Below are 25,822 nucleotides of genomic sequence, written 5' to 3'. Positions count from 1 at the left end.
CTTGCCATAAGGCTTATAAAGGGGTATGCTGTTGCGCCTTTTGTAGATGAATAAACGAGCAAGCCGCTCAAATTTCGGAGTAAGCTGATGGCCCGTATTGCAGGCGTCAATATCCCGGACAACAAGCATGCGGCGATCTCGCTGACCTATATCTTCGGGATTGGCCGTACCCGCGCACAGCACGTTTGTGCTGCTGCCGGTATCGCGCCTACTGCCAAGATCCAGGATCTATCTAGCGATGAGCTTGATACCCTGCGTTCTGAAGTTGGCAAGTACACCGTAGAAGGCGACCTTCGTCGTGATGTTACGCTTAATATTAAGCGTCTCATGGACTTAGGCTGCTACCGTGGTCTGCGTCATCGTCGTAGTCTTCCGCTGCGTGGTCAGCGGACTAAGACTAACGCGCGTACCCGTAAGGGCCCGCGTAAGCCGATCCGCAAATAATACGCAGGCTCTTTAATAGAGAGTTGACGTAAAGACAGGAATAGACATCAACATGGCTAACCCGCGTAGTAACCGTAAAAAGGTTAAAAAGCAGGTAGTGGACGCCGTAGCGCACATCCACGCTTCTTTTAACAACACGATCGTGACGATCACAGACCGCCAGGGCAATGCTCTTTCATGGGCAACTGCCGGTGGTTCGGGTTTTCGTGGTTCTCGTAAGAGCACCCCGTTCGCTGCTCAAGTGGCAAGTGAACGTGCAGCAACTGCTGCAGCCGAGTATGGTGTGAAAAACGTAGACGTGCTGGTCAAAGGCCCCGGTCCTGGCCGTGAATCCGCTGTGCGCGCTCTCAATGCCGCCGGCTTCCGCGTGCAAAGCATCATTGACGCGACGCCCATTCCCCACAATGGCTGCCGTCCGCCTAAGAAACGCCGCGTTTAAGGAGACAGATTCATGGCTCGTTATATTGGACCGAAGTGCAAACTGTCTCGTCGTGAAGGCACCGATCTCTTTTTAAAGAGTGGCGTGACTCCCTTCGAGAAAAAGTGTAAATCCGAGCAAATCCCGGGTGTACACGGCCAGCGTCGTCAGCGTCTTTCCGACTACGGCTTGCAGCTTCGCGAGAAGCAAAAAGTACGCCGTATGTATGGCGTACTCGAAAAGCAGTTCCGCAACTATTACAAAGAAGCCGCTCGCCTGAAAGGTGCGACTGGTGAAGTATTGTTGCAGTTGCTTGAATCCCGACTGGATAACGTCGTCTACCGCATGGGCTTTGGCTCGACTCGCTCTGAAGCGCGTCAGCTGGTCAGCCACAAGGCGATTTCTGTGAACGGCCGTACTGTTAACGTTGCTTCTTATCAAGTGAAGCCCGGTGACGTCGTAGCTGTTCGCGAAAAGGCGAAGAACCAAGCACGTATTCAACACTCGTTGACCATTGCGGCCAACCGTGGCGACATCGCTTGGATCGAAATCGACGCCAAGAAGATGGAAGGCACTTTCAAGGCTCTGCCTGAACGCGGTGACCTGACTGCCGACATCAACGAAAACCTGATCGTCGAGCTGTACTCCAAGTAAGCAGTTTGATTTACATTTCTGCTTCTTGAGACCTGGGCGGGGTAGCAAAGCTAACCGCCCAGATGCTCTTGAGTAGTGTGCTCTAGAGTACTCAGTATCCGTTTGGCAGCCTGAAAGGTGTTCATATGCAGCGTTCAGTGACAGAGTTTCTTCGCCCTCGCGACATCAAGGTCGAAGAAATCAGCGCACATCATGCCAAAATCGTTCTCGAACCGTTCGAGCGCGGCTTTGGTCACACCCTGGGGAATGCACTTCGTCGCATTCTGCTTTCGTCTATGCCCGGCGCTGCCGTGGTAGAGGCTGAAATTGCCGGTGTAGAGCACGAATACAGTGCACTCGAAGGGGTGCAGGAAGATGTCATCGAAATCCTCCTGAACTTGAAAGATGTTGCGATCAAGATGCACAGCCGCGACGAGGCGGTGCTCTCGCTGAACAAGCAGGGCCCAGCTGTCGTCACCGCTGGCGACATTGCGCTTGATCATAGCGTCGAAATCGTCAACCCGGATCACGTCATTGCTCATGTCAATGAAGGTGCCGAGCTGAAAATTCAGCTTAAGGTAGCGCTGGGTCGTGGTTACGAACCGGCTGACGCTCGTGGCTCTGATGAGGAGACACGTGCAATTGGCCGCCTGCAGCTGGATGCCACCTTCAGCCCTGTTCGGCGTGTTTCCTATTCGGTTGAAGCCGCTCGTGTTGAGCAGCGTACCGACCTCGATAAGCTAATTATCGATCTGGAAACCGACGGTACACTGGATCCGGAAGAGGCTATCCGTCGCAGTGCGACCATTCTGCAAGAGCAGCTGGCCGCCTTCGTCGACCTGGAAGCTGACAAAGAACAGGAAGTCGAAGAGGAAGAGGATCTTGTTGATCCTATCCTATTGCGCCCCGTAGACGATCTTGAGTTGACAGTTCGCAGCGCTAACTGCCTAAAAGCCGAGAATATTTATTATATTGGTGATCTGATCCAGCGCACTGAAGTTGAGCTGCTGAAGACACCTAATCTTGGTAAAAAGTCTTTGAATGAAATCAAAGATGTACTGGCAGCGCGTGGCTTGTCCCTCGGTATGCGGCTGGAAAATTGGCCACCCGCTAGCCTGAAGGACGACAAGGCCTCCGCGTGAGTGTCGACTCGAGTCCCAGTTTGGTAAGGAATTACAACCATGCGTCATCGTAAGAGTGGTCGTCATCTGAATCGTACCAGCTCGCATCGTCAGGCCATGTTTAAGAACATGTCTGTCTCGCTGGTCGAACATGAAGTCATTAAGACAACCCTGCCTAAGGCCAAGGAACTGCGTCGCGTTATCGAGCCGCTGATTACCTTAGCTAAGCAGGATAGCGTTGCAAACCGTCGTTTGGCATTTTCCCGTACGCGCTCTAAAGAAGCCGTCGGCAAATTGTTCAACGAGTTAGGTCCGCGTTATGCCGAGCGTCCGGGTGGCTACATCCGTATTCTCAAGTGCGGTTTCCGCACAGGCGACAACGCACCTATGGCGTTCGTTGAGCTAGTAGATCGCCCGGTTGTTGAAGAAGCAGCGGCAGAAGAGTAAGTTTCTCTGCGCTGTCACTCAGCAAGAATGAAAACCGACCCCCTTAGGGTCGGTTTTTTTTGGTCTATTCATTGTGTTTCCAAGCGATATACTGCTTAGTTAATTCACTTGCCGAGTTACCGTGCTAGTCTTAGATCGTTAAAGTGTGCTAATCAGGACATTCGCAGGCAAGGCGACATCACGCCAAATAAGAAAGGGGCATGTATGGCAACAAGGGGAATGTACTCAACAAAAGTCGCGTGTTGGTGGCTTCCATTGTCTCTGATGGTATTGCTGTTGGGGATTGCGACAGCTGCCCAGGCAAATCCGCGCTATGCGGGTATCGTGGTAGATCTGGAAAACGGGGAAGTTTTGTACGCCGAGAATGCCGATGAGCGTCGCTATCCTGCATCGTTAACCAAGATGATGACGCTGTACCTTACGTTTGAAGCATTGGAAAGCGGCGAACTTCGTTTAGATCAGCCGCTGCCGGTTTCTGCTCAAGCCGCAGCAATGCCAGCCACTAAATTGTGGTTATCGGCAGGTAGTACTATTCCTGTAGATACTGCTATACGTGCGTTAGCAGTGCGGTCAGCGAATGATGTCGCTGTCGTAGTAGCCGAAGCGTTAGGAGGAAGCGAACAACGCTTTGGGGCAATAATGACAGATAAAGCTCGTGAACTGGGTATGAATGCCACTACCTTTCGTAATGCCTCTGGTCTGCCTGATGATCAACAGGTAACGACTGCTCGAGATATGCTGACCCTCTCCGTTCGAGTGATGAAAGACTTTCCTCAGTACTATCACTATTTTGGGCTGCAAGAATTTACTTATCGCGGTACCCGCCATACCAGCCATAACCGTTTAGTGAAAAACTACCCAGGGGCAGATGGCCTTAAAACCGGCTTTATCCGTGCATCGGGTTTTAACGTGGCGACAACGGCTGTTCACGACGGTCGTCGTTTGGTGGGAATTGTAATGGGGGGCTTTAGTGGGGCGTCTCGAGATGCTCATATGGCTAACCTATTAGACCGTAGCTTTGCACGTGCAGCCCTACGAGACCAGCAGACATGGCTGGCGAATACCAATTTTTCTAGCGAATATATGGCTTTTTCTGGTCCTGTTGCTCGCCCCCTTTCTCGGCCTGTAACAACGCCACCTGCAGCTAGTCGTCCCGTACTGGCGAGTGACGGCACTACTAGGAATGATTTAACCGCGACCAGGTTGTCCCCTTTACCAGCTTCTTCTACGCCGTCTGTCGAAGTTGAAGAGCGCCTTTCACGCTCAATGGAAGAAGCGGCGGAAGCATCTACAACCAATGCCCCAGACCCACTTGCTGTTTTTCTTGAACGTGAGCGAGAGCTTGCCGGAGTGCCCCAGGGAGCAATCTCCTCAGATAGCTGGGGCATTCAGGTAGGGGCTTTTAGCCAAGCGGCACGCGCTGAGCAACTGGCACGTCAAGCAGCTCAACGACTACCCCATGAAGTGGGTGGACGTGTTGCTATCGATGCGCTAGAGGGCCAAACAACAGTATTCCGCGCTAGGGTCGTGGCACTGGATGAACCGCGTGCAAGGCGTGCCTGTAGGTCGTTAAAGGCACAGGGTATGGAGTGCATGGTGGTCAACGCAAGCTTATAAAGCCACACGACAATCGCGACCCCGCCAGTGTCCCATTGGCGGGGTTTTTATTAGTGTTGAATTCCGCTAGATAGTGTCCGGAAAGTAAGGAGAGCATCGTGACTACGTCGTTAAAAGGCATTCTCTGTATGTGCTTGGGGGTGCTGTTCTTAGCGTTGGGTGATGCGGTGTCGAAATGGCTAGGTGAAGTGCATTCGCCGTTACAGATTATTTTCTTTCGTACCTTAGTGTCATTACCGTTAATTGCACTCTTGGCTTATTTCTCAGGTGGATTACGCAAGCTGCGTACCGCGCGGCCTCGTGTGCATTTGTTAAGAGGGCTAATTTACACTGCCACCATGGTCTGCTTTGTTTGGGGGCTAACGCTGATGCCGCTTGCCGAAGCCACAGCGATTGCATTTGTAGCGCCGCTGTTTGTCACGCTGCTGTCGGTGCCGCTGCTTGGTGAGCGTATTGATCCACCGGTACTGATAGCATCGTTAGTTGGTTTTGTTGGTGTATTAATCGTGGTTCGCCCAGGTGGTGGCGCGTTTCAGGTGGGCGCGCTGACCCTTCTGGGGGCGGCAGTTTTCTATGCATTGCTGATGATTACTGCGCGTCGCTATGGCGCTCGGGAGCACCTATGGGCAATGGTATTTTATATGACGTTAGTACCTTTTTTACTGACAACTATTAGCTTGCCCTGGGTATGGCAGACCCCGCAGCCCTGGCACTGGTTGGGTTTTTTAGCCGCCGGTGTATTAGGTATCGGAGCCACCGTATTTATTACCCTAGCCTTTCGCTTTGCCCCAGCGGCTATTGCAGCACCGTTTGATTACACGGCCATGCTGTGGGCGGTACTGTTGGGTTGGTGGTTCTGGGGAGAACTGCCTGACCTATGGGTATGGGTGGGCAGTGCGCTGATTATGGGCAGCGGGCTAGCGATTGCCTACCATGACCGCCGTACGACGCTGAAGCGTCGCCCAACTGCGTAAACGTGTTGGCCGCTGGGTGAGCAACAGCGTTGTTACCCCTAAGGGTTATCAAACAACTGATTACGGTTACTTTTTGATCTGGATCATCAAAGTTGGTAGCTGGGCAAGACAGAGGGCTTGAGCTAGTTATAATCCGCCACTCTCATCATAAGCGCTCCTGCGCCATCGTCCTGACAACGGTGACTATCTATGCAAGCTCCTGAATTACTCTCGCCTGCCGGTACTTTTAAAAATATGCGTTACGCGTTTGCCTATGGGGCTGATGCGGTGTACGCAGGTCAACCTCGCTATTCACTTCGGGTGCGCAACAACGATTTTAAAGTCGATAATTTGCATCGTGGTATTGACTACGCCCACGCGCGAGGCAAGAAGTTCTACGTTGCTTCTAACATTGCCCCACATAACAGCAAATTGAAAACGTACCTGCGGGATATGGAGCCAGTCATTGAGGCGGGGCCGGATGCGCTGATCATGTCAGACCCGGGTCTGATTATGATGATTCGCGATCGCTGGCCGGATCAAGAGATCCATCTTTCGGTGCAATCTAACGTGGTGAACTGGGCCGCTGCGCAATTCTGGCAGCGCCAAGGTATCAGCCGCATTATTTTATCTCGGGAGTTATCCCTTGAAGAAATAGGTGAAATTCGTGCCGAGTGCCCTGGCCTAGAGATCGAAACCTTTGTTCACGGTGCGCTATGTATCGCTTATTCTGGGCGCTGCCTGCTATCGGGCTATTTTAACCACCGCGACCCCAATCAAGGTACCTGCACCAATGCATGCCGTTGGAAATACAACACGATAGCGGCTACCCAAGATGAGACAGGCGACCTGATACCTGCCGGTGTTAGCACGACTGCCGCCGACCAAGACGAGCTCTCGGCGCTAATTGAAGACGTTACCCGCCCCGGTAAATTAATGCCGGTGTACGAAGATGAACACGGCACCTACATTATGAACTCGAAGGATCTGCGTGCGGTACAGCACGTAGCGCGCCTGACAGAAATGGGTGTGGCATCGCTAAAGATCGAAGGGCGGACAAAGTCCCACTACTACGTTGCGCGTACCGCGCAGGTTTATCGCCGCGCAATCGACGATGCCGTGGCTGGCCGTCCCTTTAATATGGGGCTAATGGATGAGCTTGAAAACCTAGCCAACAGGGGGTACACCGAAGGCTTCTATCGGCGCCATGTACACGATGAATTTCAGAGCTATGAGCAGGGCAGTTCTATCGGTGTCCACCAACAGTTTGTCGGTGAAGTATTGGGCTACGATCCCGTGCGTGGCTGGCTAGACATTGAGGTGAAAAACCGCTTTGAAATAGGCGATGGCATGGAGCTGATGCTGCCAAGTGGAAACCACCGTTTTGTGCTTGACCATATTGAGAATACCCGCGGCGAAGCCCAAAAGGCCGCTCCTGGCTCTGGGCACCGGGTACGTATCCCAGTGCCAGGCGTCAGCATCCCTCCTGAACAGCTAGAGTTTGCGCTTTTGATGCGCGACCTCAAGCCAGCAGGATCTATTGCCGCGGTTCAACTCGGCGTACCTGCTGCTTAAATTATCCTTAAAATCACGCACAGTTGTTGCGTGGTCTTAAGAGACCCGTTAAGAGCGTCGTTAGGAAGATGGTTACAAGCGGTCGTGGAAAAAGGCCTGCGCGGCTAAGCGTGGGTCTGGCTGACCACAAATAGCAGAAATAACCGCAATACCGTTTGCCCCAGCGGCTTTCACTTGAGCCATGTGTTCAGCTTTTAGTCCACCAATCGCGACACTGGGGAGTTGGCAAGCATTAGCAAGCCATGCCAGCCCATCAAAGCCAATTGGTTGGGCATGATCTTGTTTGCTGCCAGTTGCAAAGACGGGCCCTAAACCGACGTAATTGAGCAGTTCGACGGGAGCTTCCTGAAGTTGGGCAGGGGTGTTAATCGAAAGCCCAATAATGGCGTGCTGGCCGAGAGTGTTTCGCGCTTCTTGAACAGCCGTGTCGCTTTGCCCGACATGTAAGCCATCAGCTTGGCTGGCTAACGCCACGTTCAGACGATCGTTAATAATCAGTGGAACGCCACTACCTGATAACATCGCTTTGAGGCGTTTGGCCTGGGCGATCATTTGCTCGTCACTCGCGTATTTATCGCGAAGCTGCACCATGGTAATGCCGCCTTGTATAGCCGCTTCGACCGTCTTTTCAAGGCCAAATTCGGCGCATAGCTCAGCATCAGTAATGAGATAGAGCGAAAGATCAAACGGCATGCACTGCCTCCAATTGAGCAAAAGTTGAGAGATCGTCGGGCGTTAACTGATAGAGCGTATCCAACAGCGCCACCTGGAAACTACCAGGGCCTTGAGCCTGCTTACCTGCGCGACTGCCCGCTATGCTAAAACATGCTAAGGCGGCCAAGCTGGCCTCCAACGGCTGCTCGTGATTGGCGGCCACAAAGCTTGCCACCAGCGCACTCAGTCCACAGCCTAAGGTAGTCACGCGGGGCATTAACGGGTGACCACCTTTAAGCCGATAATGATGGGTGCCGTCAGTGATGACATCTGTCTCACCGGTAACCGCGACGACGCAACGATGTTGTTGTGCTAGCGCAATGGCTGCGGTCGTGGCTTCTTGAGAACTGGTGGTGGCATCAACGCCTCGCCCCAGGCTAGCCAAACCGTTAAGCGCTTGGATTTCCGAGGCGTTGCCGCGAATAACGCTGGGTTGATAAGTCAGCAGCGTCTTGCACAAACGCTGGCGAAAGGTGGTGGCACCAACCGCAACAGGATCGAGCACCCATGGAATATTGTTTTGCTGGGCGGTGCGCGCAGCGATAACCATGGCGTCAGCCCAAGGGGAAGAGAGGGTGCCAATATTGATCGATAGCGCGCCAGAAATAGCGGTGAATTCAGCCACCTCTTCTTGCGCATGTAGCATGGCAGGGGATGCGCCTGTCGCTAATAGCAAATTAGCGGTGCTGTTCATCGCCACGTAGTTGGTAATGCAATGTACCAGTGGTGTCGCAGCGCGCAGATCGATGAGGTAATCGCCGAGTGGGCGTGAAAGCATAATATCCTCCCGGCAGGGGGAGGTGGTGCAGCCGCACCACGACTCCCTACGCCGGCGTTATCCGGTTCAGGTTCAAAGGGTGCTTCTCAGCCCATTAGTCATGGGCGCCCCTGTCGTGGTAGTACTATCCTTGGCTTAGATCAATCTGTAAAGCCTGAGGGCTTTCGCGCTACTAACTGTCTTAGCTATTAACAGACTACCAGTTAGCTATTAGCGAACAGTTAGCTATTAGCGAAGCGCGATTAGCGAAATGCGATACGTGTACCGTAAGTTAACATTTCATCGGGAGTTATCGCTTTTCCTTCGACACCAATCATTTCATCGCCACACTGGTCTGCAAAGGTAAGCACGCCATGAGTAAGGCCTAATTGGCCTAGAGTATCGCGAATTTCACCAGTGCCCAAAAAGGTACTGACATGGCCTTGGGCATTGGTTAAATCAGAGACACCGTTAGCGTGATGGAAGCGAACTTTATAGATGCCATCCATGGATTCGACTTCCACAATAGGCGAAAAGCCATTCTGTATAGCGCGGGCCAACTGCTTGAGTGTTAGATGGTCGCCGAGGGTCATATCAATCGCAGTCATGACAAACTCCAAGTGGATACCGTTAGTAAGGCATCACAGTGTTCTCTAGAGGAATGCTACAAGCGAAGTTAGTAAAGGTAATTAAGTTTTGTAAAAATACACACTAGAGTGTAGAAGGTTTGCATAGAAATTCCAGGATTCGAAGCGAAAGCACTTAATGAACAGCATCCAGTGCATGCTGCTGCAGCTTGATGAATGGAATAATCTCTAATGTTTTCTCATGAGTGCCAGACAATAACACTGGTGGAGCCAAGCCAACTTGTGCAGCTTCCTGCCAACGGTTAGCACAGACACACCAGCGGTCGCCGGGCTGCAGGCCTGGAAACCCATATTCTGGGCGTGGAGTCACTAGGTCGTTGCCTTGAGCTCTTGAAAACGTTAAAAATTCTTCGGTTACCATCGCGCATACTGAGTGCGTACCGACATCATCGGGCCCTGTGCGACAAAAGCCATCACGGTAAAAACCAGTTTTAGGGTCATGGCAGCAGGGAGTTAATGGTTCACCTAGCACATTGCGATCACGAGACATAGTGGCTCCTCTGGCATAGGGCGGGCTAAGCTAAGGGCTAGCTAAACGATGCCCACCTTTTAAATAGTGAAACAGCATGATGAGGTAAGGTAGTGCATCAGGTGCTGATAGACTACGTACGTAAAAGCTTACGTACTTAAAAACGTTTGTACTTAAAAGCTTACAAAATATTGAAAGTGGTCAAAGTTTTGTACAAGTTGTAGGGTTCGTCAACGTATTTTATGAATATGAAATAGGAGAGGTTATGTCGTTTCAAGGCGAACAACATCCCGGTGTCGCATCCGCGGCGCCGCAAACCCAAGGGTTTCGCTTAAATCATACGATGCTGCGGGTAAAAGATCCCGAACGCGCGCTAGCGTTTTACTCCACGGTCTTTGGCATGCAGGTGCTACGTCGATTGGATTTTGAAGAGATGCAGTTTTCGCTCTACTTTCTAGCCAATATGGATGACAGCGATAATGTACCGGAAGACCTTCAAGCCCGTACTGCCTGGACCTTCAGTCAGAAAGGCTTGTTAGAGTTAACGCATAACTGGAGCACCGAGGATCAGCAAGATTTTGCCTATCACGACGGTAACGCAGAGCCCCAAGGGTTTGGTCATATTTGTTTTAGCGTGCCTGACCTAGAAGCCGCTCAAGCATGGTTCGACGAGCATCAGGTGACGTTCGTTAAGCGCGCGGATCAGGGCAAGATGAAAGACGTTATTTTTGTCAAAGATGCAGACGGCTACTGGATCGAGGTGATTCAGGCAGACCGTATGGCTGATAAGGGCGACTAACATGGCCCACTTGCTGTTTCGGTTGCGCCACGTGACAGATGAAGAGGCGATGGAAGTACGCCAGCTGCTAGATGAGCAGGGCTTTGATGTGTATGAAACCCAGGCGGGGTTTTTTCGCCTGGGTGTCGATGCCATTTGGCTGCGTAACACCGCACAACGCGAGGCTGCCGAAGCAGCGTTGGCAGCGTATCAGGAAAACCGCCAAGCCAACGCACGGCGCGCCCATGAAGAAGCCGTTGCTAGTGGCAATGCCCCTACGTTATGGCGGCGCTTTCTCGCCCACCCCGTGCAAGTCTTATTGGTGATGGTTGCCGTGATACTGATTGCGTTATTGACGCTGCTACCGTTTATTGGCTTAGTAAATTAGCGGCGGCTAAATGGCCGCGCTTTAAATAAAGCTGCACGCCTTCGCTACCTGCTTGCAACTGAGGTGCCGCACCCACCGGGAAGCGACACCAACTGCCAGTTGCGTACTCCTGCCCATCACTAAGAACAGCACCTTCCAACACAAATAGCTCTAAACCGCCGCTAAGCGTTGGATAAGACACCGTTGTATCGGCCTCCCAGCGTTCTAGGCTGACTCGTTCAGGACCGTACTGTTCTGAGCTATAGGTGTGTAGCATTTTATAAGTAATGCCAGGCCGCCGGTCGGGTTGCCAGGGAAGGCGATGGGCAGGCACGGCCAGCTGAAGAAGGTCATCTTCATCAAACTGGTGTAGCTTAACCAGAATAAGTGCGCCTTCTTCGCCTATTTGCGGGGTATGACCAGTGCCAATCGGGTTGCGTAAGTAGCTGCCTGCCGGATAGCGGCCATGCTCATCGGCAAAGACACCTTCCAGCACCAAAATTTCTTCACCACCGCCGTGAGTATGACGGCTGAACTGGCTGTTCGGCGCGTAGCGCACCAGGCTAGTAGCTCTGGCGACTTCGTCGCCAATGCGGTCCAGCATCATGCGCTCTACACCAGCACTGGGGGAGTCCACCCAACGATACTGATCCGGTGTGACACAGGCAAAGTGGCTAAAATCGGCGTTCAGTCGCATGGTGTTGGCTCTTTACAGGGGTGAAAATTTGCAGAGGTGAAAATTCGCAGCAGTAGTGCAAGTCTCCCCATCCCCAGGGCAAAATGCAACGCAAAAAAATACCGTCTGCTTGACGGTATTCAAATGTTTACATTTTATCTTAATGAGCATGACCATGATGGTCGTGGTCGTGGTCGTGGTCGTGGTCGTGGTCGTGGTCGTGGTCGTGGTCGTGGTCGTGGTCGTGGTCGTCATTAGCTTGACCCGCCTCGGCCAGAGCCGCGTGCAACACCTTGGCGTTATGACGCATCATGCCCAGGTAAGTGCTGGCGTCGCCTTCACTGGCCAGCGCATCAGCATATAGCGTGCCAACAATCGGCAGGCCAGTTTCTTCGGCAAGCTGATTAATGATCGCTTGGTTGGTCATGTTCTCATGAAATAGTGCCTGCACGTTTTCCTGTTCGATGACATCCACCAGCGCAGCCATGCTAGCGCCGCTGGGGTCAGCTTCAGTAGACAGGCCGACAGGAGAAAGAAAGCTCACCCCATAAGCATTTGAAAAATAGCCAAACGAATCGTGGCCGGTAATCACGCTGGCAGATGCCGGAATGCCGCTTAACAAATCGCGAATCTCGCTATCCGCCTGCTCTATCTCTGCTAAATAACGCTCAGCATTCGCTTGATAACTATCGGCATTAGCGCTGTCAGCTTCGATCAAGCCATCGCGAATATTGGTAACGTAGACCTTTGCTTGACGTAGGTCCTGCCATGCATGTGGATCATCATCGCCGTGGTTATGTTCACTGTGATCGTGCTCGTCGTGCCCGTGGTCGTCATGCCCGTGATCGTCGTGCCCGTGATCGTCGTGCCCGTGCCCATGGTCATCATGACCCTCTTCTTCATGACCATGCTCGGCAAAAGCTCGGGGTTCAAGGCCTGTCGTTGCCATAACCAGTGCGCCCGAATAGTCGCTCGATTCAATCAAGCGCTCCATCCAGCCTTCAAATAACAGCCCGTTAAACACCACCATATCAGCGCCAGCCAGCGCGCGGGCATCGCCTGGGCTGGGCGAATAAACATGAGCATCGCCGTCAGGGCCGACAAGCGATGTAACTTCGACATGTTCGCCGCCCACGTTTTCGACCATATCGGCCAAAATAGAGAAGCTGGTCACCACCTGAACACGATCGTTAGCCATTGCCGCAGGCAGTGCCAGCATGGCTGAAACGCCTACCAACCAGCGCGATGAAGAGAAAAGCGACATACAACGCTCCTTCAAAAAGATAAAAAGTTATGACGACTGTTCAAGCGCTAGCGGCGTTGTCTTACGCCGCAGCTTCGCGGCTAAGCTGTGATAGCGGCCGAACAGTGCCGACAGTAGATAGCCCAACCCCGCCAGCAAAATAATGCTTGGCCCAGAGGGGGTATCAAGGTGGAACGAAATCAACAAGCCACCGGTACTAGCGATCATGGCTAAGACCACGGCAATGCCGATTAAGCCTTCCAGTCGTTTACTCCAAAACCGTGCTGCTGTAGCAGGCAGCATCATTAAGCCCACCGCCATTAACGTGCCCAATGTTTGGAACCCCGCAGTTAAATTCAGCACCAATAGCCCTAAAAAAACACTATGTACCCAGCCACTGCGGCGGCTTTGCCCGCGTAAAAACAGGGGGTCTAAACACTCCACGACCAACGCCCGGAAAATAATCGCCAGAATAATCACAATCAACGTGCTGATAGAGGCAATGAGCAGTAGCGCTGTGGAGTTAATCGCCAAAATTGAGCCGAACAGCACATGGGTTAAATCCACACTGCTGCCACCCATAGAAATAAGTAATACTCCGGCCGCTAGCGAAATAATAAAAAAGCTCGCCATCGCCGCATCTTCCCGCTGGCCGCCCATTTTCGACACAGCTCCAGCAAGTAAGGCCACCATCACGCCGAACAGAACACCGCCGACGCTCATCACCGGCAGAGAGAACCCTGCGAGCAAAAAACCCAGTGCCACACCAGGCAAAATAGCGTGCGCCATGGCATCGCCAATCAAGCTCATGCCCCGTAGCACCAAAAATACGCCCAACGGAGGGGCAGCAAGCGAAAGGGCTAAGCCACCAACGACAGCACGGCGCATAAAGCCATACTCGAAAGGTGCCACAAACCATGCATCAAGCAGTGCCAGCATGACGACCTCCCAAAGCAAACGGCACCACCTGTGCTGGTGCATGTTGGTGGTTAAGCGCGCTAGGCGCGACCCAGCGCCCATGCCCACCACTTAACATCAACACTTCATCGGCTAGGCGGCTTAGGTGATCCATATCGTGCAGGACAACAATGATGGTTACGCCTTCATCGGCCATTTGACGCAAGCTGCGAATTAAAATATCCACCGTATCGCTATCCACATTGGCAAACGGCTCATCCAGTAACAAAAGCTCCGCTTCCTGCATCAACGTACGGCCAATCAGTGCCCGCTGGCGCTGACCACCAGAAAGCTCACCCAAAGGGCGGTGAGCCAAATGCGAAATACCCAAGCGCGCCATGATGTCGCGGCCCTTGCGATAATGCGCTGCGCAGTAGCCTTTTAACGCCCCATGGCTTGGCCAGCTGCCGGTCATTACCAACTCTTCAACGCTCATCGGAAAAGTCAGGTCTAACGCCAACTGCTGGGGCAACCACGCACGGCGTGCTTTATCGATCGTGCAGACTACTTCACCACTAATAGGACGTAGCTCACCCATAATCGCCTGGATCAACGTACTTTTACCCGCCCCATTCGCGCCAATCAGCGCCGTAATAGCACCGGGCTTTATATCGCCATCAACATGCTCAAGAACCGTGCGTCCGCCCTGGGCAAGGTGCAAATCATGCAACTGCAAGCGTGAAAGTGAACGTTCACTCATAGTGGCCACCCGCTGGCCCACACCACTAAACCCCACAACCCCAGCAGCGGGAGTGCCACTAAACCCAACCGCTTCGCGGCAGATAACGACATCAACGAAAAATGACAAGGACCTTCCTTGTTATGGCGATGCATATGCTCACTCATTGAGTGTCCTCGCTAACCAATAAATAAGTTATAACATAACAATTGGTGAAACCAAAAAAGAGGCCAATATTTTACGCGCTCCTGGTGTGCTGACAATCCTGCTGCACTGACAATGTTAAATCGACTGGCAGTACCCCGTGCGTGAATCAACGTGTCTCTTACTATCACCATGGCATACGGCGATCACGTCGCGGCTAATAGCGCCACGTAGCACCAATTTGCTGTGGGGAGATCAATAATGCGTATTCGCCATCCAGCGTGACAGGGCCAACCGAGAGGCGAGCAGGCTGAAAGCGGTTAATTGCACTGGAGGCCTGGTTGGGCTGCGTCCAAATCTGCAGCTCATTGATCAGCATACCGGTGGCAAAGTTCACCGCGCCATCGCGTTCACGGCCATCGGCGGCAATGACCGCGCCCGCCACGCTATTCACCAACAGCGAACTAAGGCGCGCCTCAAACCCACGGCGTTCACGCTCCGCCTGGGCAAGCTGTAACCCCAGCGCCTGCACGCCGCTCAGCTCGCCACGCGCTTTCAAACGCTCGTACTCAATCAATGCCGCCTGATGTGGCTGCCGATCCGTGAGCATTCCACCCAAGGCTAAAGCCGACTTCACCACCCCCACCCGCGCATCAAAGCGGTCATTGCGGCTACTCGCCTCGCTCGACTGGTAAGCATCAAAGGCAAGGCTCGTCGCATAAATCCCCGTCCACCCCGCATCCCACCACGCCGCATGGTGTGCCCCGTTTTCAAACACATCGTCATACATTGTCCAGTCAGTAGACGACTGCGCCTGAGCTTGCGTAGACAGCGTAAATAGCACCAGCGCAGAAGCCGCCCACACACGAAACATCGGCATAGCAAATTACCTAAATAAGAAAAAGTAACGTAAAGCGTAGCACGTCACGTGCAACGAGATGGCGTGGTGTTCAGGAGCGCTAAGTATGACTAAGGTCAATAGCGAGGGTGAGTAAAGAATGGTTAGATGGAGGGATAGACAAAGGCGCAAGGAGGCAGCAGTGACTTACTACCGCTACTGGGGTAAAGCGCAGGCCAAAGGGCAGGCTGTTGAGTGCCACCTATTGCCTTATCACAACCTCGATGTTGCTGCTGTGGGTTGGCTATTGCTTTCGCCTGATAGGCCGCTGACGCAACGCTTGGCAGCACAACTAAGTCTTAAACCTGAAGCGCTGCGCCAGCTATTGGTTTTTTGGCTTGGCCTGCACGATATCGGTAAGTTCTCACGAGCTTTTCAAGGGCTTTTTACATCTTCAGCAAATCAAGATTTGGTACCGCCAATAGCACAATGTGCCTATACGCAGCGCCATGACCGCTTAGGCGCAGTGATTTGGGAGGCTAAATGGCATGAATGGTTTGAAGACGGCACGCTACGATGGCCTGCTGGATTTAGCCGTATGGAGCGCAAGGCGCTACGCGCAGCTTTGCCTGTCCTCACACCGCCTTTTTTCGGCCATCACGGCCAGCCTGTTGAGGCAGGAAAAGTTGATGTAGAGGCATTCTTTTGCCGTGATCAACACGCAGATGACGTGGAGGCAACGCGTCAGTTTATTGCTGATTGGGCCGACATTGTCCCGCCAGATTGGCCCACCGAGCAGCTGTTTTCTGAAGAGTGGGTTTATGCGCTGCAAACCTTAAGCTGGTCAATTGCAGGCTGGGCAACATTAAGTGATTGGTTAGGTTCTAATCAGGATCACTTTGCTTACCACCAAATGAAGATGCCACTTACTGATTACTGGCAAATGGCGTTGGCTAACGCAGAGCGGGCACTGCAAGAAACAGGATTTAAACGCCTCCCTGAGCCACTTCCTTACGCGGGTATGGCAAGCTGGTTTGGCCAGCAAACTGTCACGCCTACCCCTTTGCAGCACGCAGCGGAAACGGTGGCAATTACCGATGGGCCACAGCTGTTTATATTGGAAGATGAGACAGGTTCAGGGAAAACAGAAGCTGCCTGCATTCTTACCCAGCGCCTGTTGGCAGCAGGTCATGGCGATGGGCTTTATTTTGCACTGCCTACAATGGCCACTTCTAACGCCATGTATGCACGGCTAGGCAATTTACATCGTCGATTTTACACCGCTGAATCAATGCCTTCTTTTGTTCTTGCCCATGGGGCGCGGGATTTAAACGATGATTTTATGGCAGCGGTTGCGGCGCCTCATCCTGGCGATCTTGATTACACCAGCAGTGAGCTCTCAGCGACCAGCCGCTGTAATCAATGGCTAGCGGACTCGCGTAAAAAAGCACTGTTGGCTGAAGTCGGTGTCGGCACTATCGATCAGGCGCTGATGGCTATTTTGCCATTTCGTCATCAGTCACTGCGATTGTATGGGCTGGCGCGCAAGGTGTTAGTGATTGATGAAGTGCATGCCTACGACAATTACATGCAGACGCTGCTAAGCCAGCTACTAAGCTACCACGCTCGGCAGGGCGGTAGCGCTATTCTGTTAACCGCGACGCTTCCCCGCGCTATGCGCAGTGACTTGATGGCTGCTTGGCAAGCAGGACTTGGCCAGTCAGAAACAACGCCACAAAAAGATGATTTTCCGCTTCTGACTCATGTGAGTGAAGGGCAGCCGCTAGAATTGCCGCTTGGCTCACGCAAGGAAGTTGCTAGAAGCGTAGAGGTTGATTGGCTAACCGAAGAAGAGCAGGCCATTGATGCTGTGCTGGCGGCAATAGAGGCCGGTGAGTGTATTGCCTGGGTGCGCAATACCGTTGATGACGCTATTCGCGCGTTTGAAGCGATTGCTGCCCGCCATCCTGACCCAGAGCACTGCCTGCTATTCCACAGTCGTTTTGCCATGGTGGATAGGCAGCGCATTGAATCTCAGGTCATTGAGCGTTTAGGCAAGGATTCGACACCCGACATGCGCAAGGGCCAGGTGTTAATCAGCACGCAGGTATTCCAGGAGTCCTTGGACTGTGATGTGGATGTGATGGTCAGCGATATCGCACCCATTGATTTACTTATCCAGCGGGCTGGGCGTTTGCAGCGCCATCAGCGTGGGTTGCGCTGCCCACCACGGCTTTTAGTTCTGGCACCGCCATGGTCAGATGACCCCGATGAAAAATGGCTGCAGCGAACACTGCCAGGTACTCAGGCCGTTTACCGCGACACCTCGCTGAGCTGGCTAACCCAGCGAGTATTGCGCCACCTGGAAGCGATACGTCTACCCGAAGAGGCGAGAGAGCTTATTGAAGGCGTTTACGGCCGCGTCGCTGACGTTATTCCTGATGGTCTTCAGACTGCTCGCTATGAGCAAAAAGGCATGCAGAGAACGGCTGGTTCGATGGCGACATTCAATGCACTTGATCTTGAAGAGGGCTACGTCAAAAGCGATCAATGGCAGGAAGAACAAGAGATAGGCACACGCTTGATGGATGAGCCAACCATTAATGTCGTGCTGTTGTCATTCTCTGACGGTGACGAGCTGGCGCTATGGGCGGGAGAGGGCCGCCATGCTGATATGCTCAGCCAGGTGAAGCTACGCCAAAGCCAGGCTACCAAGTTGGCAGCGTTGCCAAGCCGCTATGAAAGCCAGTGGCTTACCCTTCAAGAGCGCTATAAAGTGCTGAAATATACTCAGCCCTGGCTGCCTAATGATGACCCGGATTGTGGCTATGATACCCAATGGGGCGTTCGGCTTGGCGCTAAAGAGCAAACGTCATGAGTCGCTCAGTGTTCGCTGGGCTGAAAGTTGATGGCTTCTTCAAAACTGTACAGGCACGGTTCGGGAAAGTCTTGCGGCTCGCGGTCTGTTTCGATGGCCGCCGCTCGACGTGCATCTTCATAGGCTTCATTCATCAGATCAGGCAGCGATGCTTTCAAGCTAGGGTTGTCTTTCAACAAACGGTTTACCTTGCTTTGCGCATCCTGAATTGTCAGCCGCCAGCTGCGCGAGCGCCTGTCCGGCTGGTGATCCCATTTCAGCAGGTGCATCAGCAAGCGGGCCAGCTGACTGATCAAGGCGCGTCGCTCGCTTTTTCCCATGCTTTCAATCTCCTCAGCGAGATGCTCAAGATCCAGCTTATCCACTTTTCCAGCCCGCAGCAGCCCCGCCTGTTCAAGCGCCCAGGCGTAGGCATCCTGTTCATAATGAATCGCCATTGTCCTGATCCTCCCCGTCTGCTGACTGATTCCCACATGTTTCAGTGTAAACCAAGCAATAACACCAGACGACACTATCGAGGTGTACATGAACCTACTTAACGATCCCTGGCTACCTTTTCTGCTGAAAAGCGGTGAGGTGGACTATCGCGCGCCCTCAGCGCTGGCTGATCCTGACGTCATCAATCTTGCTCTACCGCGTGCGGATTTTCAGGGGGCTGCTTACCAGTTTCTGATTGGTCTGCTGCAAACGGCACTGTCGCCGAAAACTCATGACGATTGGCTTGATAGATTGCTTGAACCACCCAGTGTTGCAGCTTTGGACACAGCGTTCGAGCCTTTCAATAGTGCTTTTGAGCTGGATGGCGACGGCCCTCGCTTTATGCAGGATCTTGACCCGCTGGAAGATGTTAAGAATGCCACTGTCAGCGGCCTCTTGATTGATGCACCCGGTGCGAACGGCATTAAGAACAATACCGACTTCTTTGTTAAACGCGGCCGCGTTGACGCGATGTGCGATTCTTGCGCAGCCATAGCGCTTTACACTATGCAGATTAACGCCCCCGCAGGCGGCGCCGGTATTCGCGTGGGCCTACGGGGCGGAGGCCCGCTGACAACATTGGTCATGCCTGAGTTGTCCACAGCCCGCTTGTGGGAGCGGCTGTGGCTAAACGTCATTACGCAGAAAGAAGCCATTCAGAAAGGACAGCAGTGGTCGACACCGCATCCAGAAGAGCCTTCGCTATTTTTCTGGATGGCCAATACGCGGGTAAGCGATAAAAAAGGCACTGAAGTGCTACCTGAAGACACCCACCCACTACACGCTTACTGGTCAATGCCGCGCCGTTTTCGGCTCCTGTTTGATGAAGCTGATGAATGTACATGCGATATCTGCGGGCGTAAAACGCAGCGGTTGGTACGTGAATTACGCGCCAAAAAACAGGGGGCCAATTACGATGGCCCCTGGCTACATCCGCTGACGCCTTACCGACGCGACCCTAAGAAACCAAATGAGTTGCCGCTATCCAGCAAAGGCCAACCCGGCGGGCTGGGTTATCGGCATTGGTCCGGCTTCGTGCTCCATGATGAAGATAACAGTGGCGCGATAGCGGCAGCGGTGCTGAAAAGCTATATCGATGGCAAGCAACCGCTAGTAACGCAAGAGCGTCGTTTCGACGATAACATCCAGGCGCTGCTGAGAGAGACCCGCCTATGGGTGTTTGGCTACGACATGGACAACATGAAGCCGCGCGGTTGGTACAGCATCGAAATGCCGCTGGTGGAAATTCCACAAGGCCAGCAGGAAAAATTGCGTGTATGGATACAGCAACTGACCGAGCTTGCCCGCAATATCGCCTGGATGGTACGCACTCAGGTGAAAAACGCTTGGTTTTCGCGCCCGTCAGATGCCAAGGGCGATATGAGCGCCATTGATAGCCAGTTTTACGATGCGACTCAAGCGGTGTTTTTCAAAGCCCTGCTAGGGCTTCGACAGTCATTGCAAGATAACCCTTCTGCGCCGCATATCCCTTCCAGTGTTGCTGAGAACTGGTACTTCGCCTTGAAGTATGAGGCCATGCGTGTATTTGAAGATCTGGCGCTCAGCGGTGCCCATGAAAGCATGGATCTTGAACGTGCCACCGCCGCTCACCGGCAGTTGCAACACTTTCTGAGTGGCAAGAGTAAAGGCAGCAAAGTGGTCAGTGATTTTATCAAGCAGGGAAGTTTTGACCCATCCGCGAAGGCCAAGCGTAACGAGGCCTCTGCTGTAACAACGACTGGAGACGCCTGATGAGTGATTTAGTAACGCCGGAAACATCCGAAAAAGATGAGTTATTGACCGAGGCGGAGAAAAAATCGCTAGTGGCTTTGACGTATGCCGAAGCTACCGCTTTACGCCGTTGGTGGCAACGATTAACGCTACCCCCGCACGAGCTGGCAAAACTCACCAATCAGCGGTCGTTGCCACGTGGAGTCGGCGCGGTGCTGCGCCGATGTGATAGCGCCGATGCGGCAATGCTAACCCAAGGTTTTCGTGAACTATGGGTAGCGCTGCCGGAGGCTACGAAGCAAACGGATTACCGCGCTGAAAAGCTACAAGTATGGTCTTGCATCGCGTTGATCGTCGCAGAACTCCGCGGCGAAAAGGACGGTATCTCATTAGCCACACGCCTTGGCCAGCAAAAAGAGTCGTCTGGTAAAGCCTTGATGAGCGAGCTGCGCTTTCAGCAACTGCTTTCCTGCCAAACCCCTGAAGAGTTTATTCAGCGCTTACGCCGTGCGCTGGCGTTGGCTGATAAGAAAGACATCAGCGTTGTCCTGCTAGCAAGCGTTATCTCACTCTGGTGGCGCGAGCATCGTGGGCGTTTGTCTGCCAAGCCGACGCAACGGCTCGGCTTTGTATTAGCGAACGACTATTTTGCCGCAACGTCTCGCTACAGCCATTGCGGCGACTGATTTAAAGCCTGATTTTTATCATCTTTAGCGCATTTTTAACTGACTGTCGGAGCTATCCATGAGCCACTTTATTCAACTGCACCTGCTAACCTCTTATCCGCCCGCTAACCTGAACCGCGATGATTTGGGACGCCCTAAAACAGCCTTGATGGGTGGTGCAAAACGCCTGCGTGTTTCTTCTCAAAGCCTGAAACGTACCTGGCGTACCTCTGCGCTATTTGAAGAAGCCCTGGCCGGGCATGTCGGTACCCGCACCAAGCGTTTAGGAAAAGAAGCTTATGATCAATTAATCGAGAAGGGCGTTGATCAGAAAACGGCAGGTGCTTGCGCAGAAAAGATTGCCGGTGTGTTTGGCAAGCTTCGCAAAGTAGAAAAAGGTGAAGCCAAAGAGTTTGAGATTGAGCAGTTAGTCCACGTTGGCCTGGAAGAGCGCCTAGCGATCAGCGAGCTGGTAGAAACACTGGCGGAAGAAAAACGCGAGCCCAACGATGATGAGCTAAAGCTCTTACGCCACAAACCTGCCGCTGCTGATGTGGCACTGTTTGGCCGCATGCTGGCCGCTGTTCCCGAGTATAACGTCGATGCCGCCTGCCAGGTCGCTCACGCCATCACTGTGCATGCTGCCGAAGTGGAAGATGATTACTTCACGGCAGTCGATGACTTGAACACGGGTGATAAAGACCGTGGTGCTGCCCATATCGGAGAATCCGGCTTTGGTGCGGGGCTGTTCTATCTGTATATCTGCATCGACCGCCAACAACTGGTAGAAAACCTGCAAGGCAACAGCGAGCTAGCCGATCAGGCGATTGCGGCCCTAGTGGAAGCGGCTGTCAAAACTTCACCCAAAGGTAAGCAAAACAGCTTCGGCTCCCGCGCCCATGCGAGCTATGTGCTAGCCGAAAAAGGCAATCAACAGCCACGTTCGCTTTCCACTGCCTACCTGCGGCCTGTGGTGGGTCAAAATCAGGCGCTTGACGCTATTAAGCGCATAGAAGCGCAAGCCAATGCGTTTGATAACGCCTACGAAGCAGGCGCTGACAGTCGATTTGTCATCAGTGCCGAACCTGACTATGAACAACCTCAACTAAAAGGTGATGTTAAGAAAGGCACTCTGACGGAGCTACTTGGCTTCCTGAAAACTGACCAATAAGGGGGCGGCATGACCGACTATCTTATTTTTCGGCTTTATGCGCCGCTGGCCAGTTGGGGCGAAGCGGCCGTTGGTGAAACGCGCCCAACGGCTACTTATCCTGGTAAAGGCGCCGTACTTGGGTTGCTCGGGGCAGCGTTGGGCGTACGTCGCGATGACGACCAGGGCCAGGCACAGTTACGCGAAAGCATTGCCATGGGCGTAAAACAGTACACCCCCGGCCTGCTGATGCGTGATTACCATACGGTGCAGGTACCCGCTTCACAATCAAAGGTGAGTTACGCCACCCGCAAAGAAGAGCTTAGCGGGCCGCGTGATGCGCTGAAAACGATACTATCCAGCCGTGACTATCGCTGCGATGGTCTATGGACAATAGCTATATGGCTAACGCCAGCGGCCAGCCTGACGCTGGCTGAGCTTGAGCAAGCGCTGAAAACGCCACATTACCCGCTTTATCTAGGGCGTAAATCCTGCCCGCCCGCTGCGCCGTTGGCACCTCAGCGGCAGCAGTGCAGCACGCTCAAAGAAGCACTTGATGCGGCATTTCCTGCACTGGCGTTCAACGGTCGAGAAGACAGAACGGTGCTTCGCTTTCCTGAGGAAGCTTTATATGCCTGGGAGGGTGAAGCCAGTAGGTTAGATGGCGATGGTCAAGCGGCAGAATACAATGATGTGTGGGATTTACCACTGAATCGCCGCCGCTGGCAGTTTGGCCCACGGTTGGAGTTTCGCCGTACCCAGTCGAACGAGGAGGCGAGTTAATGTATCTCTCACGCGTGCGTATCGACCTGAATGGGCTGCCTCGAGAAAAGCTGTTTGATGTGATGAACGCTGAAGCTTACACGGCACACCAGCTCTTATGGCAGCTCTTCCCAGATTATGAAGGGGCTCGACCATTTATTTTCCGACAAGAAATGGAAGATGCCGAGGAGGGTAGAAGTACCAAAGGGTTACCGCTGTTTTACGTTCTTTCAGACCGTGAGCCTACCTCGGTGACGGGTCTGCTTAACGCCGAGAGCAAACCCTTCACGCCAGAGCTCAACGTTGGTGATACGCTAGCATTTCGCCTGCGTGCGAACCCCACGGTAGCAGTTCCCATTCCTGGAAAACGTGGCCAGCGCGCCGATGTGCTGATGGCAGCCAAAAAGCCATTTCCACCGGGGCAGCGCACCAGCCAAGCCTGTGTCGATGCGATGAATGGTAAAGCCCGTGAATGGCTCGAAAGCCGCGCTGAAACATGGGGCTTTCGATTGCCAGTTACGCCAGAGCTCGGTGCTTATCGCCAACATGTGCTGAATAAAGGTAGCGGAAAGCCGGTTCAGTTCTCTACGGTGGATTACGAAGGTCTGCTGGAAGTGACAAATCCAGGAAAGCTGATCGAAACAATGGTCCACGGAATTGGGCGGGCCAAAGCGTTTGGCGGTGGTTTGTTACTACTGCGCCGTCCTTAGGAGACCAATATGGGCTTTATTCCGCTAAAGCCCATCCCCGAAAAAGACCGTATGTCGATGATCTTTATCGGGATGGGGCAGATAGATGTTCGTGACGGCGCCTTTGTTGTGGTCGACGACGTGAACGGCGAGCGCATGCATATCCCGGTCGGGTCAGTGGCGTGCCTGCTACTGGAGCCGGGCACACGGGTTTCACATGCCGCCATAAAGCTAGCCGCTGCGGTGGGCACGCTACTGATTTGGGTGGGTGATGCTGGCGTAAGGCTCTATAGCGCAGGTCAGCCGGGCGGTGCGCGATCAGACAAATTGTTGTACCAAGCGCAGCTGGCGCTGGATGAAAAGTTGCGTCTGAAAGTGGTACGTAAAATGTTTGAACTGCGTTTTGGCGAAGAGCCACCTTCTCGTCGCAGCATCGAGCAACTACGCGGTATGGAAGGCGCCAGAGTTCGGAAAACCTATCAACTATTAGCCAAACAATATGGCGTTAAATGGAACGGGCGCCGCTACGATCCTAAACAGTGGGACGCCTCCGATGTCGCTAACCAATGCCTATCAGCAGCAACTGCCTGCTTATACGGGATTACCGAAGCGGCTATTTTGGCAGCAGGCTACGCTCCAGCGATTGGGTATCTTCATACCGGCAAGCCGTTGAGTTTTGTTTACGATATTGCCGATATCGTCAAGTTTGAAACGGTGGTGCCCGCGGCTTTTCGGGTTGCGGCACGTAATCCGCCTATGCCAGAAAGGGAAGTTCGTATCGCTTGCCGAGATGCATTCAAGCAATCCCGCATACTCCAGCGCTTAATCCCCATGATCGAAGATGTGCTTGCCGCTGGCGATATTCAGCCACCTCCGCCAGCACCTGATTCAGTGCCACCTGCTATTCCAGAGCCACCTTCAGTTGGTGATGCTGGGCATAGGAGCGGATAAATGGCGATGCTCGTAGTGATTACAGAAGCTGTGCCGCCACGTCTACGTGGCAGGTTAGCGGTATGGCTCTTGGAGATTAGAGCCGGTGTTTACGTTGGGGACGTTAGCAGGCGAATTCGTGAAATGATCTGGGAGCAGATTGAAGCCTTGGCAGAAGATGGCAATGTTGCCATGGCCTGGGCCAGCAACCATGAGTCAGGCTTTGAGTTTCAGACTTATGGCGAAAACCGCCGAGAACCAGTCGACCATGACGGGTTACGTCTGGTGCGCTTTTTACCGCCACAAGTTAACTAACTGATTTTATTTGATCTTTAATAATTTGATCTGGTTAAAAAGTAAGCAAAATAGCCGGTAAATTTTTTATCTGCTATTTTCTTTTTGTAGATCAATTATCTACAACTAGTCCGATCCCCGCACCCGCGGGGATGAACCGCGATGAAGAGAAGGATGCCTTGGTTCGCAAGACCGATCCCCGCACCCGCGGGGATGAACCGCCACTAGGCGCCTTTGCTGATCAGGTGCGAGACCGATCCCCGCACCCGCGGGGATGAACCGAGATGTCTTGAGAATTTGTGGAGCGCTTTTGGCCGATCCCCGCACCCGCGGGGATGAACCGCACGACGCCAGCAAGCACACCGTGACGTTCAGCCGATCCCCGCACCCGCGGGGATGAACCGTACCAGTCGCGCTCTGATTTGCTCAAGCAGAACCGATCCCCGCACCCGCGGGGATGAACCGTTGGATTCGCGTCACGATTAACCACGGGGATACCGATCCCCGCACCCGCGGGGATGAACCGATGCAAACGCGCAAATGGCAGGATCAAAACGGCCGATCCCCGCACCCGCGGGGATGAACCGCTTGCGGCTTTGCTGCTCGCGTTGCTGGTGAGCCGATCCCCGCACCCGCGGGGATGAACCGGTATGAGCCAGGCCTAATCATCTACGTCGATCCCGATCCCCGCACCCGCGGGGATGAACCGGCAATGTTGTAGCTCGCGAGAGTGCCGGGTACCCGATCCCCGCACCCGCGGGGATGAACC

The 25,822-nt window shown here is 53.3% G+C and carries 28 protein-coding genes, 1 CRISPR repeat array and 1 riboswitch (1 of these 30 running past the window's edge); of the genes, 18 read left to right on the top strand and 10 right to left on the bottom strand.

Annotated elements, in window-relative coordinates; all coding sequences use genetic code 11:
* Nucleotides 1-87 precede the first annotated feature (87 nt).
* The 8 genes from rpsM (at nt 88) to trhP (ending at nt 7,208) form a co-directional block, all read left to right on the top strand.
* Complete coding sequence (gene rpsM / locus CR46_RS0115085) at nt 88-444, top strand: 30S ribosomal protein S13 (RefSeq protein WP_030074206.1); 357 nt, start codon at nt 88-90, stop codon at nt 442-444.
* A 52-nt stretch (nt 445-496) separates the two neighbouring features.
* Nucleotides 497-883 (top strand): 30S ribosomal protein S11, encoded by a 387-nt coding sequence (rpsK, locus tag CR46_RS0115080; protein ID WP_027337525.1) that lies wholly within the window; start codon nt 497-499, stop codon nt 881-883.
* 12 nt (nt 884-895) lie between these two features.
* Nucleotides 896-1,516 (top strand): 30S ribosomal protein S4, encoded by a 621-nt coding sequence (rpsD, locus tag CR46_RS0115075; protein ID WP_030074205.1) that lies wholly within the window; start codon nt 896-898, stop codon nt 1,514-1,516.
* A 125-nt stretch (nt 1,517-1,641) separates the two neighbouring features.
* On the top strand, nt 1,642-2,637 hold the full coding sequence (locus CR46_RS0115070; RefSeq protein WP_009723881.1) for a DNA-directed RNA polymerase subunit alpha: 996 nt from the start codon (nt 1,642-1,644) through the stop codon (nt 2,635-2,637).
* A 39-nt stretch (nt 2,638-2,676) separates the two neighbouring features.
* Nucleotides 2,677-3,063, top strand: coding sequence for a 50S ribosomal protein L17 (rplQ, locus tag CR46_RS0115065; RefSeq protein WP_030074204.1), 387 nt, complete (start codon nt 2,677-2,679; stop codon nt 3,061-3,063).
* A 264-nt stretch (nt 3,064-3,327) separates the two neighbouring features.
* Complete coding sequence (locus tag CR46_RS0115060; protein ID WP_232222403.1) at nt 3,328-4,680, top strand: serine hydrolase; 1,353 nt, start codon at nt 3,328-3,330, stop codon at nt 4,678-4,680.
* 98 nt (nt 4,681-4,778) lie between these two features.
* Nucleotides 4,779-5,654 (top strand): DMT family transporter, encoded by an 876-nt coding sequence (locus tag CR46_RS0115055; protein WP_030074202.1) that lies wholly within the window; start codon nt 4,779-4,781, stop codon nt 5,652-5,654.
* A gap of 189 nt (nt 5,655-5,843) precedes the next feature.
* Nucleotides 5,844-7,208, top strand: a complete 1,365-nt coding sequence (gene trhP, locus CR46_RS0115050) for a prephenate-dependent tRNA uridine(34) hydroxylase TrhP (RefSeq protein ID WP_030074201.1) — start codon at nt 5,844-5,846, stop codon at nt 7,206-7,208.
* Between the two features lie 72 nt (nt 7,209-7,280).
* On the opposite strand, the gene thiE is transcribed toward trhP, so the two are convergent.
* From thiE to CR46_RS0115030, 4 genes are all read right to left on the bottom strand, one after another.
* Nucleotides 7,281-7,901, bottom strand: a complete 621-nt coding sequence (gene thiE, locus CR46_RS0115045) for a thiamine phosphate synthase (protein WP_030074200.1) — start codon at nt 7,899-7,901, stop codon at nt 7,281-7,283.
* Nucleotides 7,891-8,700, bottom strand: a complete 810-nt coding sequence (gene thiM, locus CR46_RS0115040) for a hydroxyethylthiazole kinase (protein ID WP_030074199.1) — start codon at nt 8,698-8,700, stop codon at nt 7,891-7,893. Before thiM ends, thiE begins: the two co-directional genes overlap by 11 nt.
* 26 nt (nt 8,701-8,726) lie before the next feature.
* A riboswitch (TPP riboswitch) is annotated at nt 8,727-8,822 on the bottom strand.
* Nucleotides 8,823-8,942: 120 nt separating this feature from the next.
* Nucleotides 8,943-9,287 (bottom strand): hypothetical protein, encoded by a 345-nt coding sequence (locus tag CR46_RS0115035; RefSeq protein ID WP_030074198.1) that lies wholly within the window; start codon nt 9,285-9,287, stop codon nt 8,943-8,945.
* A 154-nt stretch (nt 9,288-9,441) separates the two neighbouring features.
* A complete protein-coding gene (locus tag CR46_RS0115030) occupies nt 9,442-9,816 on the bottom strand; it encodes a DUF2237 family protein (protein WP_030074197.1) in 375 nt (124 codons plus the stop codon).
* 244 nt (nt 9,817-10,060) lie between these two features.
* Here CR46_RS0115030 and gloA point away from each other — a divergent pair, with 244 nt between their 5' ends.
* Complete coding sequence (gene gloA, locus CR46_RS0115025; RefSeq protein ID WP_030074196.1) at nt 10,061-10,594, top strand: lactoylglutathione lyase; 534 nt, start codon at nt 10,061-10,063, stop codon at nt 10,592-10,594.
* Between the two features lies 1 nt (nt 10,595).
* A complete protein-coding gene (locus CR46_RS0115020; protein WP_030074195.1) occupies nt 10,596-10,961 on the top strand; it encodes a DUF6164 family protein in 366 nt (121 codons plus the stop codon).
* Here CR46_RS0115020 and CR46_RS0115015 read toward each other — a convergent pair.
* The 5 genes from CR46_RS0115015 to CR46_RS0114995 all read right to left on the bottom strand — a co-directional run bounded on the left by CR46_RS0115015 (nt 10,942) and on the right by CR46_RS0114995 (nt 15,519).
* The gene (locus CR46_RS0115015; RefSeq protein WP_030074194.1) at nt 10,942-11,637 is read right to left on the bottom strand and encodes a cupin domain-containing protein; all 696 of its coding nucleotides are present in this window, start codon (nt 11,635-11,637) and stop codon (nt 10,942-10,944) included. The two genes, CR46_RS0115020 and CR46_RS0115015, sit on opposite strands and share 20 nt — an antisense overlap.
* 139 nt (nt 11,638-11,776) lie before the next feature.
* On the bottom strand, nt 11,777-12,880 hold the full coding sequence (locus tag CR46_RS0115010) for a metal ABC transporter solute-binding protein, Zn/Mn family (RefSeq protein ID WP_030074193.1): 1,104 nt from the start codon (nt 12,878-12,880) through the stop codon (nt 11,777-11,779).
* A gap of 27 nt (nt 12,881-12,907) precedes the next feature.
* Nucleotides 12,908-13,798, bottom strand: a complete 891-nt coding sequence (locus CR46_RS0115005) for a metal ABC transporter permease (RefSeq protein WP_030074192.1) — start codon at nt 13,796-13,798, stop codon at nt 12,908-12,910.
* Complete coding sequence (locus CR46_RS0115000) at nt 13,782-14,516, bottom strand: metal ABC transporter ATP-binding protein (protein ID WP_030074191.1); 735 nt, start codon at nt 14,514-14,516, stop codon at nt 13,782-13,784. The genes CR46_RS0115005 and CR46_RS0115000 overlap by 17 nt, the downstream gene beginning before the upstream one ends.
* A 340-nt stretch (nt 14,517-14,856) precedes the next feature.
* Entirely contained in the window at nt 14,857-15,519 is a 663-nt protein-coding gene (locus CR46_RS0114995) for a hypothetical protein (RefSeq protein WP_030074190.1), read from the bottom strand.
* 160 nt (nt 15,520-15,679) lie between these two features.
* Between CR46_RS0114995 and CR46_RS0114990 the strand changes: the two genes are divergently transcribed.
* Nucleotides 15,680-18,355 (top strand): CRISPR-associated helicase/endonuclease Cas3, encoded by a 2,676-nt coding sequence (locus CR46_RS0114990; RefSeq protein WP_030074189.1) that lies wholly within the window; start codon nt 15,680-15,682, stop codon nt 18,353-18,355.
* A gap of 5 nt (nt 18,356-18,360) precedes the next feature.
* Here CR46_RS0114990 and CR46_RS0114985 read toward each other — a convergent pair whose 3' ends face one another.
* Complete coding sequence (locus CR46_RS0114985) at nt 18,361-18,792, bottom strand: DUF29 domain-containing protein (protein ID WP_030074188.1); 432 nt, start codon at nt 18,790-18,792, stop codon at nt 18,361-18,363.
* An 88-nt stretch (nt 18,793-18,880) separates the two neighbouring features.
* Between CR46_RS0114985 and casA the strand changes: the two genes are divergently transcribed.
* The 7 genes from casA to cas2e are packed head-to-tail and all read left to right on the top strand — an operon-like array spanning nt 18,881 to nt 25,074.
* Nucleotides 18,881-20,584 (top strand): type I-E CRISPR-associated protein Cse1/CasA, encoded by a 1,704-nt coding sequence (casA, locus tag CR46_RS0114980; protein WP_030074187.1) that lies wholly within the window; start codon nt 18,881-18,883, stop codon nt 20,582-20,584.
* Nucleotides 20,584-21,249 carry a type I-E CRISPR-associated protein Cse2/CasB gene (casB, locus tag CR46_RS0114975; protein WP_030074186.1) on the top strand — a complete coding sequence of 222 codons (666 nt, stop codon included), beginning with the start codon at nt 20,584-20,586 and terminating at the stop codon, nt 21,247-21,249. Before casA ends, casB begins: the two co-directional genes overlap by 1 nt.
* Nucleotides 21,250-21,307: 58 nt before the next feature.
* On the top strand, nt 21,308-22,399 hold the full coding sequence (gene cas7e / locus CR46_RS0114970) for a type I-E CRISPR-associated protein Cas7/Cse4/CasC (RefSeq protein ID WP_030074185.1): 1,092 nt from the start codon (nt 21,308-21,310) through the stop codon (nt 22,397-22,399).
* A gap of 9 nt (nt 22,400-22,408) precedes the next feature.
* Complete coding sequence (gene cas5e / locus CR46_RS0114965) at nt 22,409-23,161, top strand: type I-E CRISPR-associated protein Cas5/CasD (protein ID WP_030074184.1); 753 nt, start codon at nt 22,409-22,411, stop codon at nt 23,159-23,161.
* Nucleotides 23,161-23,850, top strand: coding sequence for a type I-E CRISPR-associated protein Cas6/Cse3/CasE (gene cas6e / locus CR46_RS0114960; RefSeq protein WP_030074183.1), 690 nt, complete (start codon nt 23,161-23,163; stop codon nt 23,848-23,850). The genes cas5e and cas6e overlap by 1 nt, the downstream gene beginning before the upstream one ends.
* Before the next feature lie 9 nt (nt 23,851-23,859).
* Complete coding sequence (gene cas1e / locus CR46_RS0114955; protein ID WP_030074182.1) at nt 23,860-24,780, top strand: type I-E CRISPR-associated endonuclease Cas1e; 921 nt, start codon at nt 23,860-23,862, stop codon at nt 24,778-24,780.
* Nucleotides 24,781-25,074 (top strand): type I-E CRISPR-associated endoribonuclease Cas2e, encoded by a 294-nt coding sequence (gene cas2e, locus CR46_RS0114950; protein WP_030074181.1) that lies wholly within the window; start codon nt 24,781-24,783, stop codon nt 25,072-25,074.
* Nucleotides 25,075-25,184: 110 nt separating this feature from the next.
* Nucleotides 25,185-25,822: direct repeats of the CRISPR family, unit length 29 nt; unit sequence CCGATCCCCGCACCCGCGGGGATGAACCG; it runs 8,486 nt beyond the window's last position.

The organism is Vreelandella neptunia (assembly GCF_000712975.1).
Taxonomy (GTDB): domain Bacteria; phylum Pseudomonadota; class Gammaproteobacteria; order Pseudomonadales; family Halomonadaceae; genus Vreelandella; species Vreelandella qaidamensis.
This window is presented reverse-complemented; position numbering and strand designations above follow the sequence as displayed.

Coding starts and splice junctions, on each gene's coding strand:
- rpsM (WP_030074206.1), top strand. CDS start 88: ATGGCCCGTATTGCAGGCGTCAATATCCCGGACAACAAGCATGCGGCG.
- rpsK (WP_027337525.1), top strand. CDS start 497: ATGGCTAACCCGCGTAGTAACCGTAAAAAGGTTAAAAAGCAGGTAGTG.
- rpsD (WP_030074205.1), top strand. CDS start 896: ATGGCTCGTTATATTGGACCGAAGTGCAAACTGTCTCGTCGTGAAGGC.
- CR46_RS0115070 (WP_009723881.1), top strand. CDS start 1,642: ATGCAGCGTTCAGTGACAGAGTTTCTTCGCCCTCGCGACATCAAGGTC.
- rplQ (WP_030074204.1), top strand. CDS start 2,677: ATGCGTCATCGTAAGAGTGGTCGTCATCTGAATCGTACCAGCTCGCAT.
- CR46_RS0115060 (WP_232222403.1), top strand. CDS start 3,328: ATGGTATTGCTGTTGGGGATTGCGACAGCTGCCCAGGCAAATCCGCGC.
- trhP (WP_030074201.1), top strand. CDS start 5,844: ATGCAAGCTCCTGAATTACTCTCGCCTGCCGGTACTTTTAAAAATATG.
- thiE (WP_030074200.1), bottom strand. CDS start 7,901: ATGCCGTTTGATCTTTCGCTCTATCTCATTACTGATGCTGAGCTATGC.
- thiM (WP_030074199.1), bottom strand. CDS start 8,700: ATGCTTTCACGCCCACTCGGCGATTACCTCATCGATCTGCGCGCTGCG.
- CR46_RS0115035 (WP_030074198.1), bottom strand. CDS start 9,287: ATGACTGCGATTGATATGACCCTCGGCGACCATCTAACACTCAAGCAG.
- CR46_RS0115030 (WP_030074197.1), bottom strand. CDS start 9,816: ATGTCTCGTGATCGCAATGTGCTAGGTGAACCATTAACTCCCTGCTGC.
- gloA (WP_030074196.1), top strand. CDS start 10,061: ATGTCGTTTCAAGGCGAACAACATCCCGGTGTCGCATCCGCGGCGCCG.
- CR46_RS0115020 (WP_030074195.1), top strand. CDS start 10,596: ATGGCCCACTTGCTGTTTCGGTTGCGCCACGTGACAGATGAAGAGGCG.
- CR46_RS0115015 (WP_030074194.1), bottom strand. CDS start 11,637: ATGCGACTGAACGCCGATTTTAGCCACTTTGCCTGTGTCACACCGGAT.
- CR46_RS0115010 (WP_030074193.1), bottom strand. CDS start 12,880: ATGTCGCTTTTCTCTTCATCGCGCTGGTTGGTAGGCGTTTCAGCCATG.
- CR46_RS0115005 (WP_030074192.1), bottom strand. CDS start 13,798: ATGCTGGCACTGCTTGATGCATGGTTTGTGGCACCTTTCGAGTATGGC.
- CR46_RS0115000 (WP_030074191.1), bottom strand. CDS start 14,516: ATGAGTGAACGTTCACTTTCACGCTTGCAGTTGCATGATTTGCACCTT.
- CR46_RS0114995 (WP_030074190.1), bottom strand. CDS start 15,519: ATGCCGATGTTTCGTGTGTGGGCGGCTTCTGCGCTGGTGCTATTTACG.
- CR46_RS0114985 (WP_030074188.1), bottom strand. CDS start 18,792: ATGGCGATTCATTATGAACAGGATGCCTACGCCTGGGCGCTTGAACAG.
- casA (WP_030074187.1), top strand. CDS start 18,881: ATGAACCTACTTAACGATCCCTGGCTACCTTTTCTGCTGAAAAGCGGT.
- casB (WP_030074186.1), top strand. CDS start 20,584: ATGAGTGATTTAGTAACGCCGGAAACATCCGAAAAAGATGAGTTATTG.
- cas7e (WP_030074185.1), top strand. CDS start 21,308: ATGAGCCACTTTATTCAACTGCACCTGCTAACCTCTTATCCGCCCGCT.
- cas5e (WP_030074184.1), top strand. CDS start 22,409: ATGACCGACTATCTTATTTTTCGGCTTTATGCGCCGCTGGCCAGTTGG.
- cas6e (WP_030074183.1), top strand. CDS start 23,161: ATGTATCTCTCACGCGTGCGTATCGACCTGAATGGGCTGCCTCGAGAA.
- cas1e (WP_030074182.1), top strand. CDS start 23,860: ATGGGCTTTATTCCGCTAAAGCCCATCCCCGAAAAAGACCGTATGTCG.
- cas2e (WP_030074181.1), top strand. CDS start 24,781: ATGGCGATGCTCGTAGTGATTACAGAAGCTGTGCCGCCACGTCTACGT.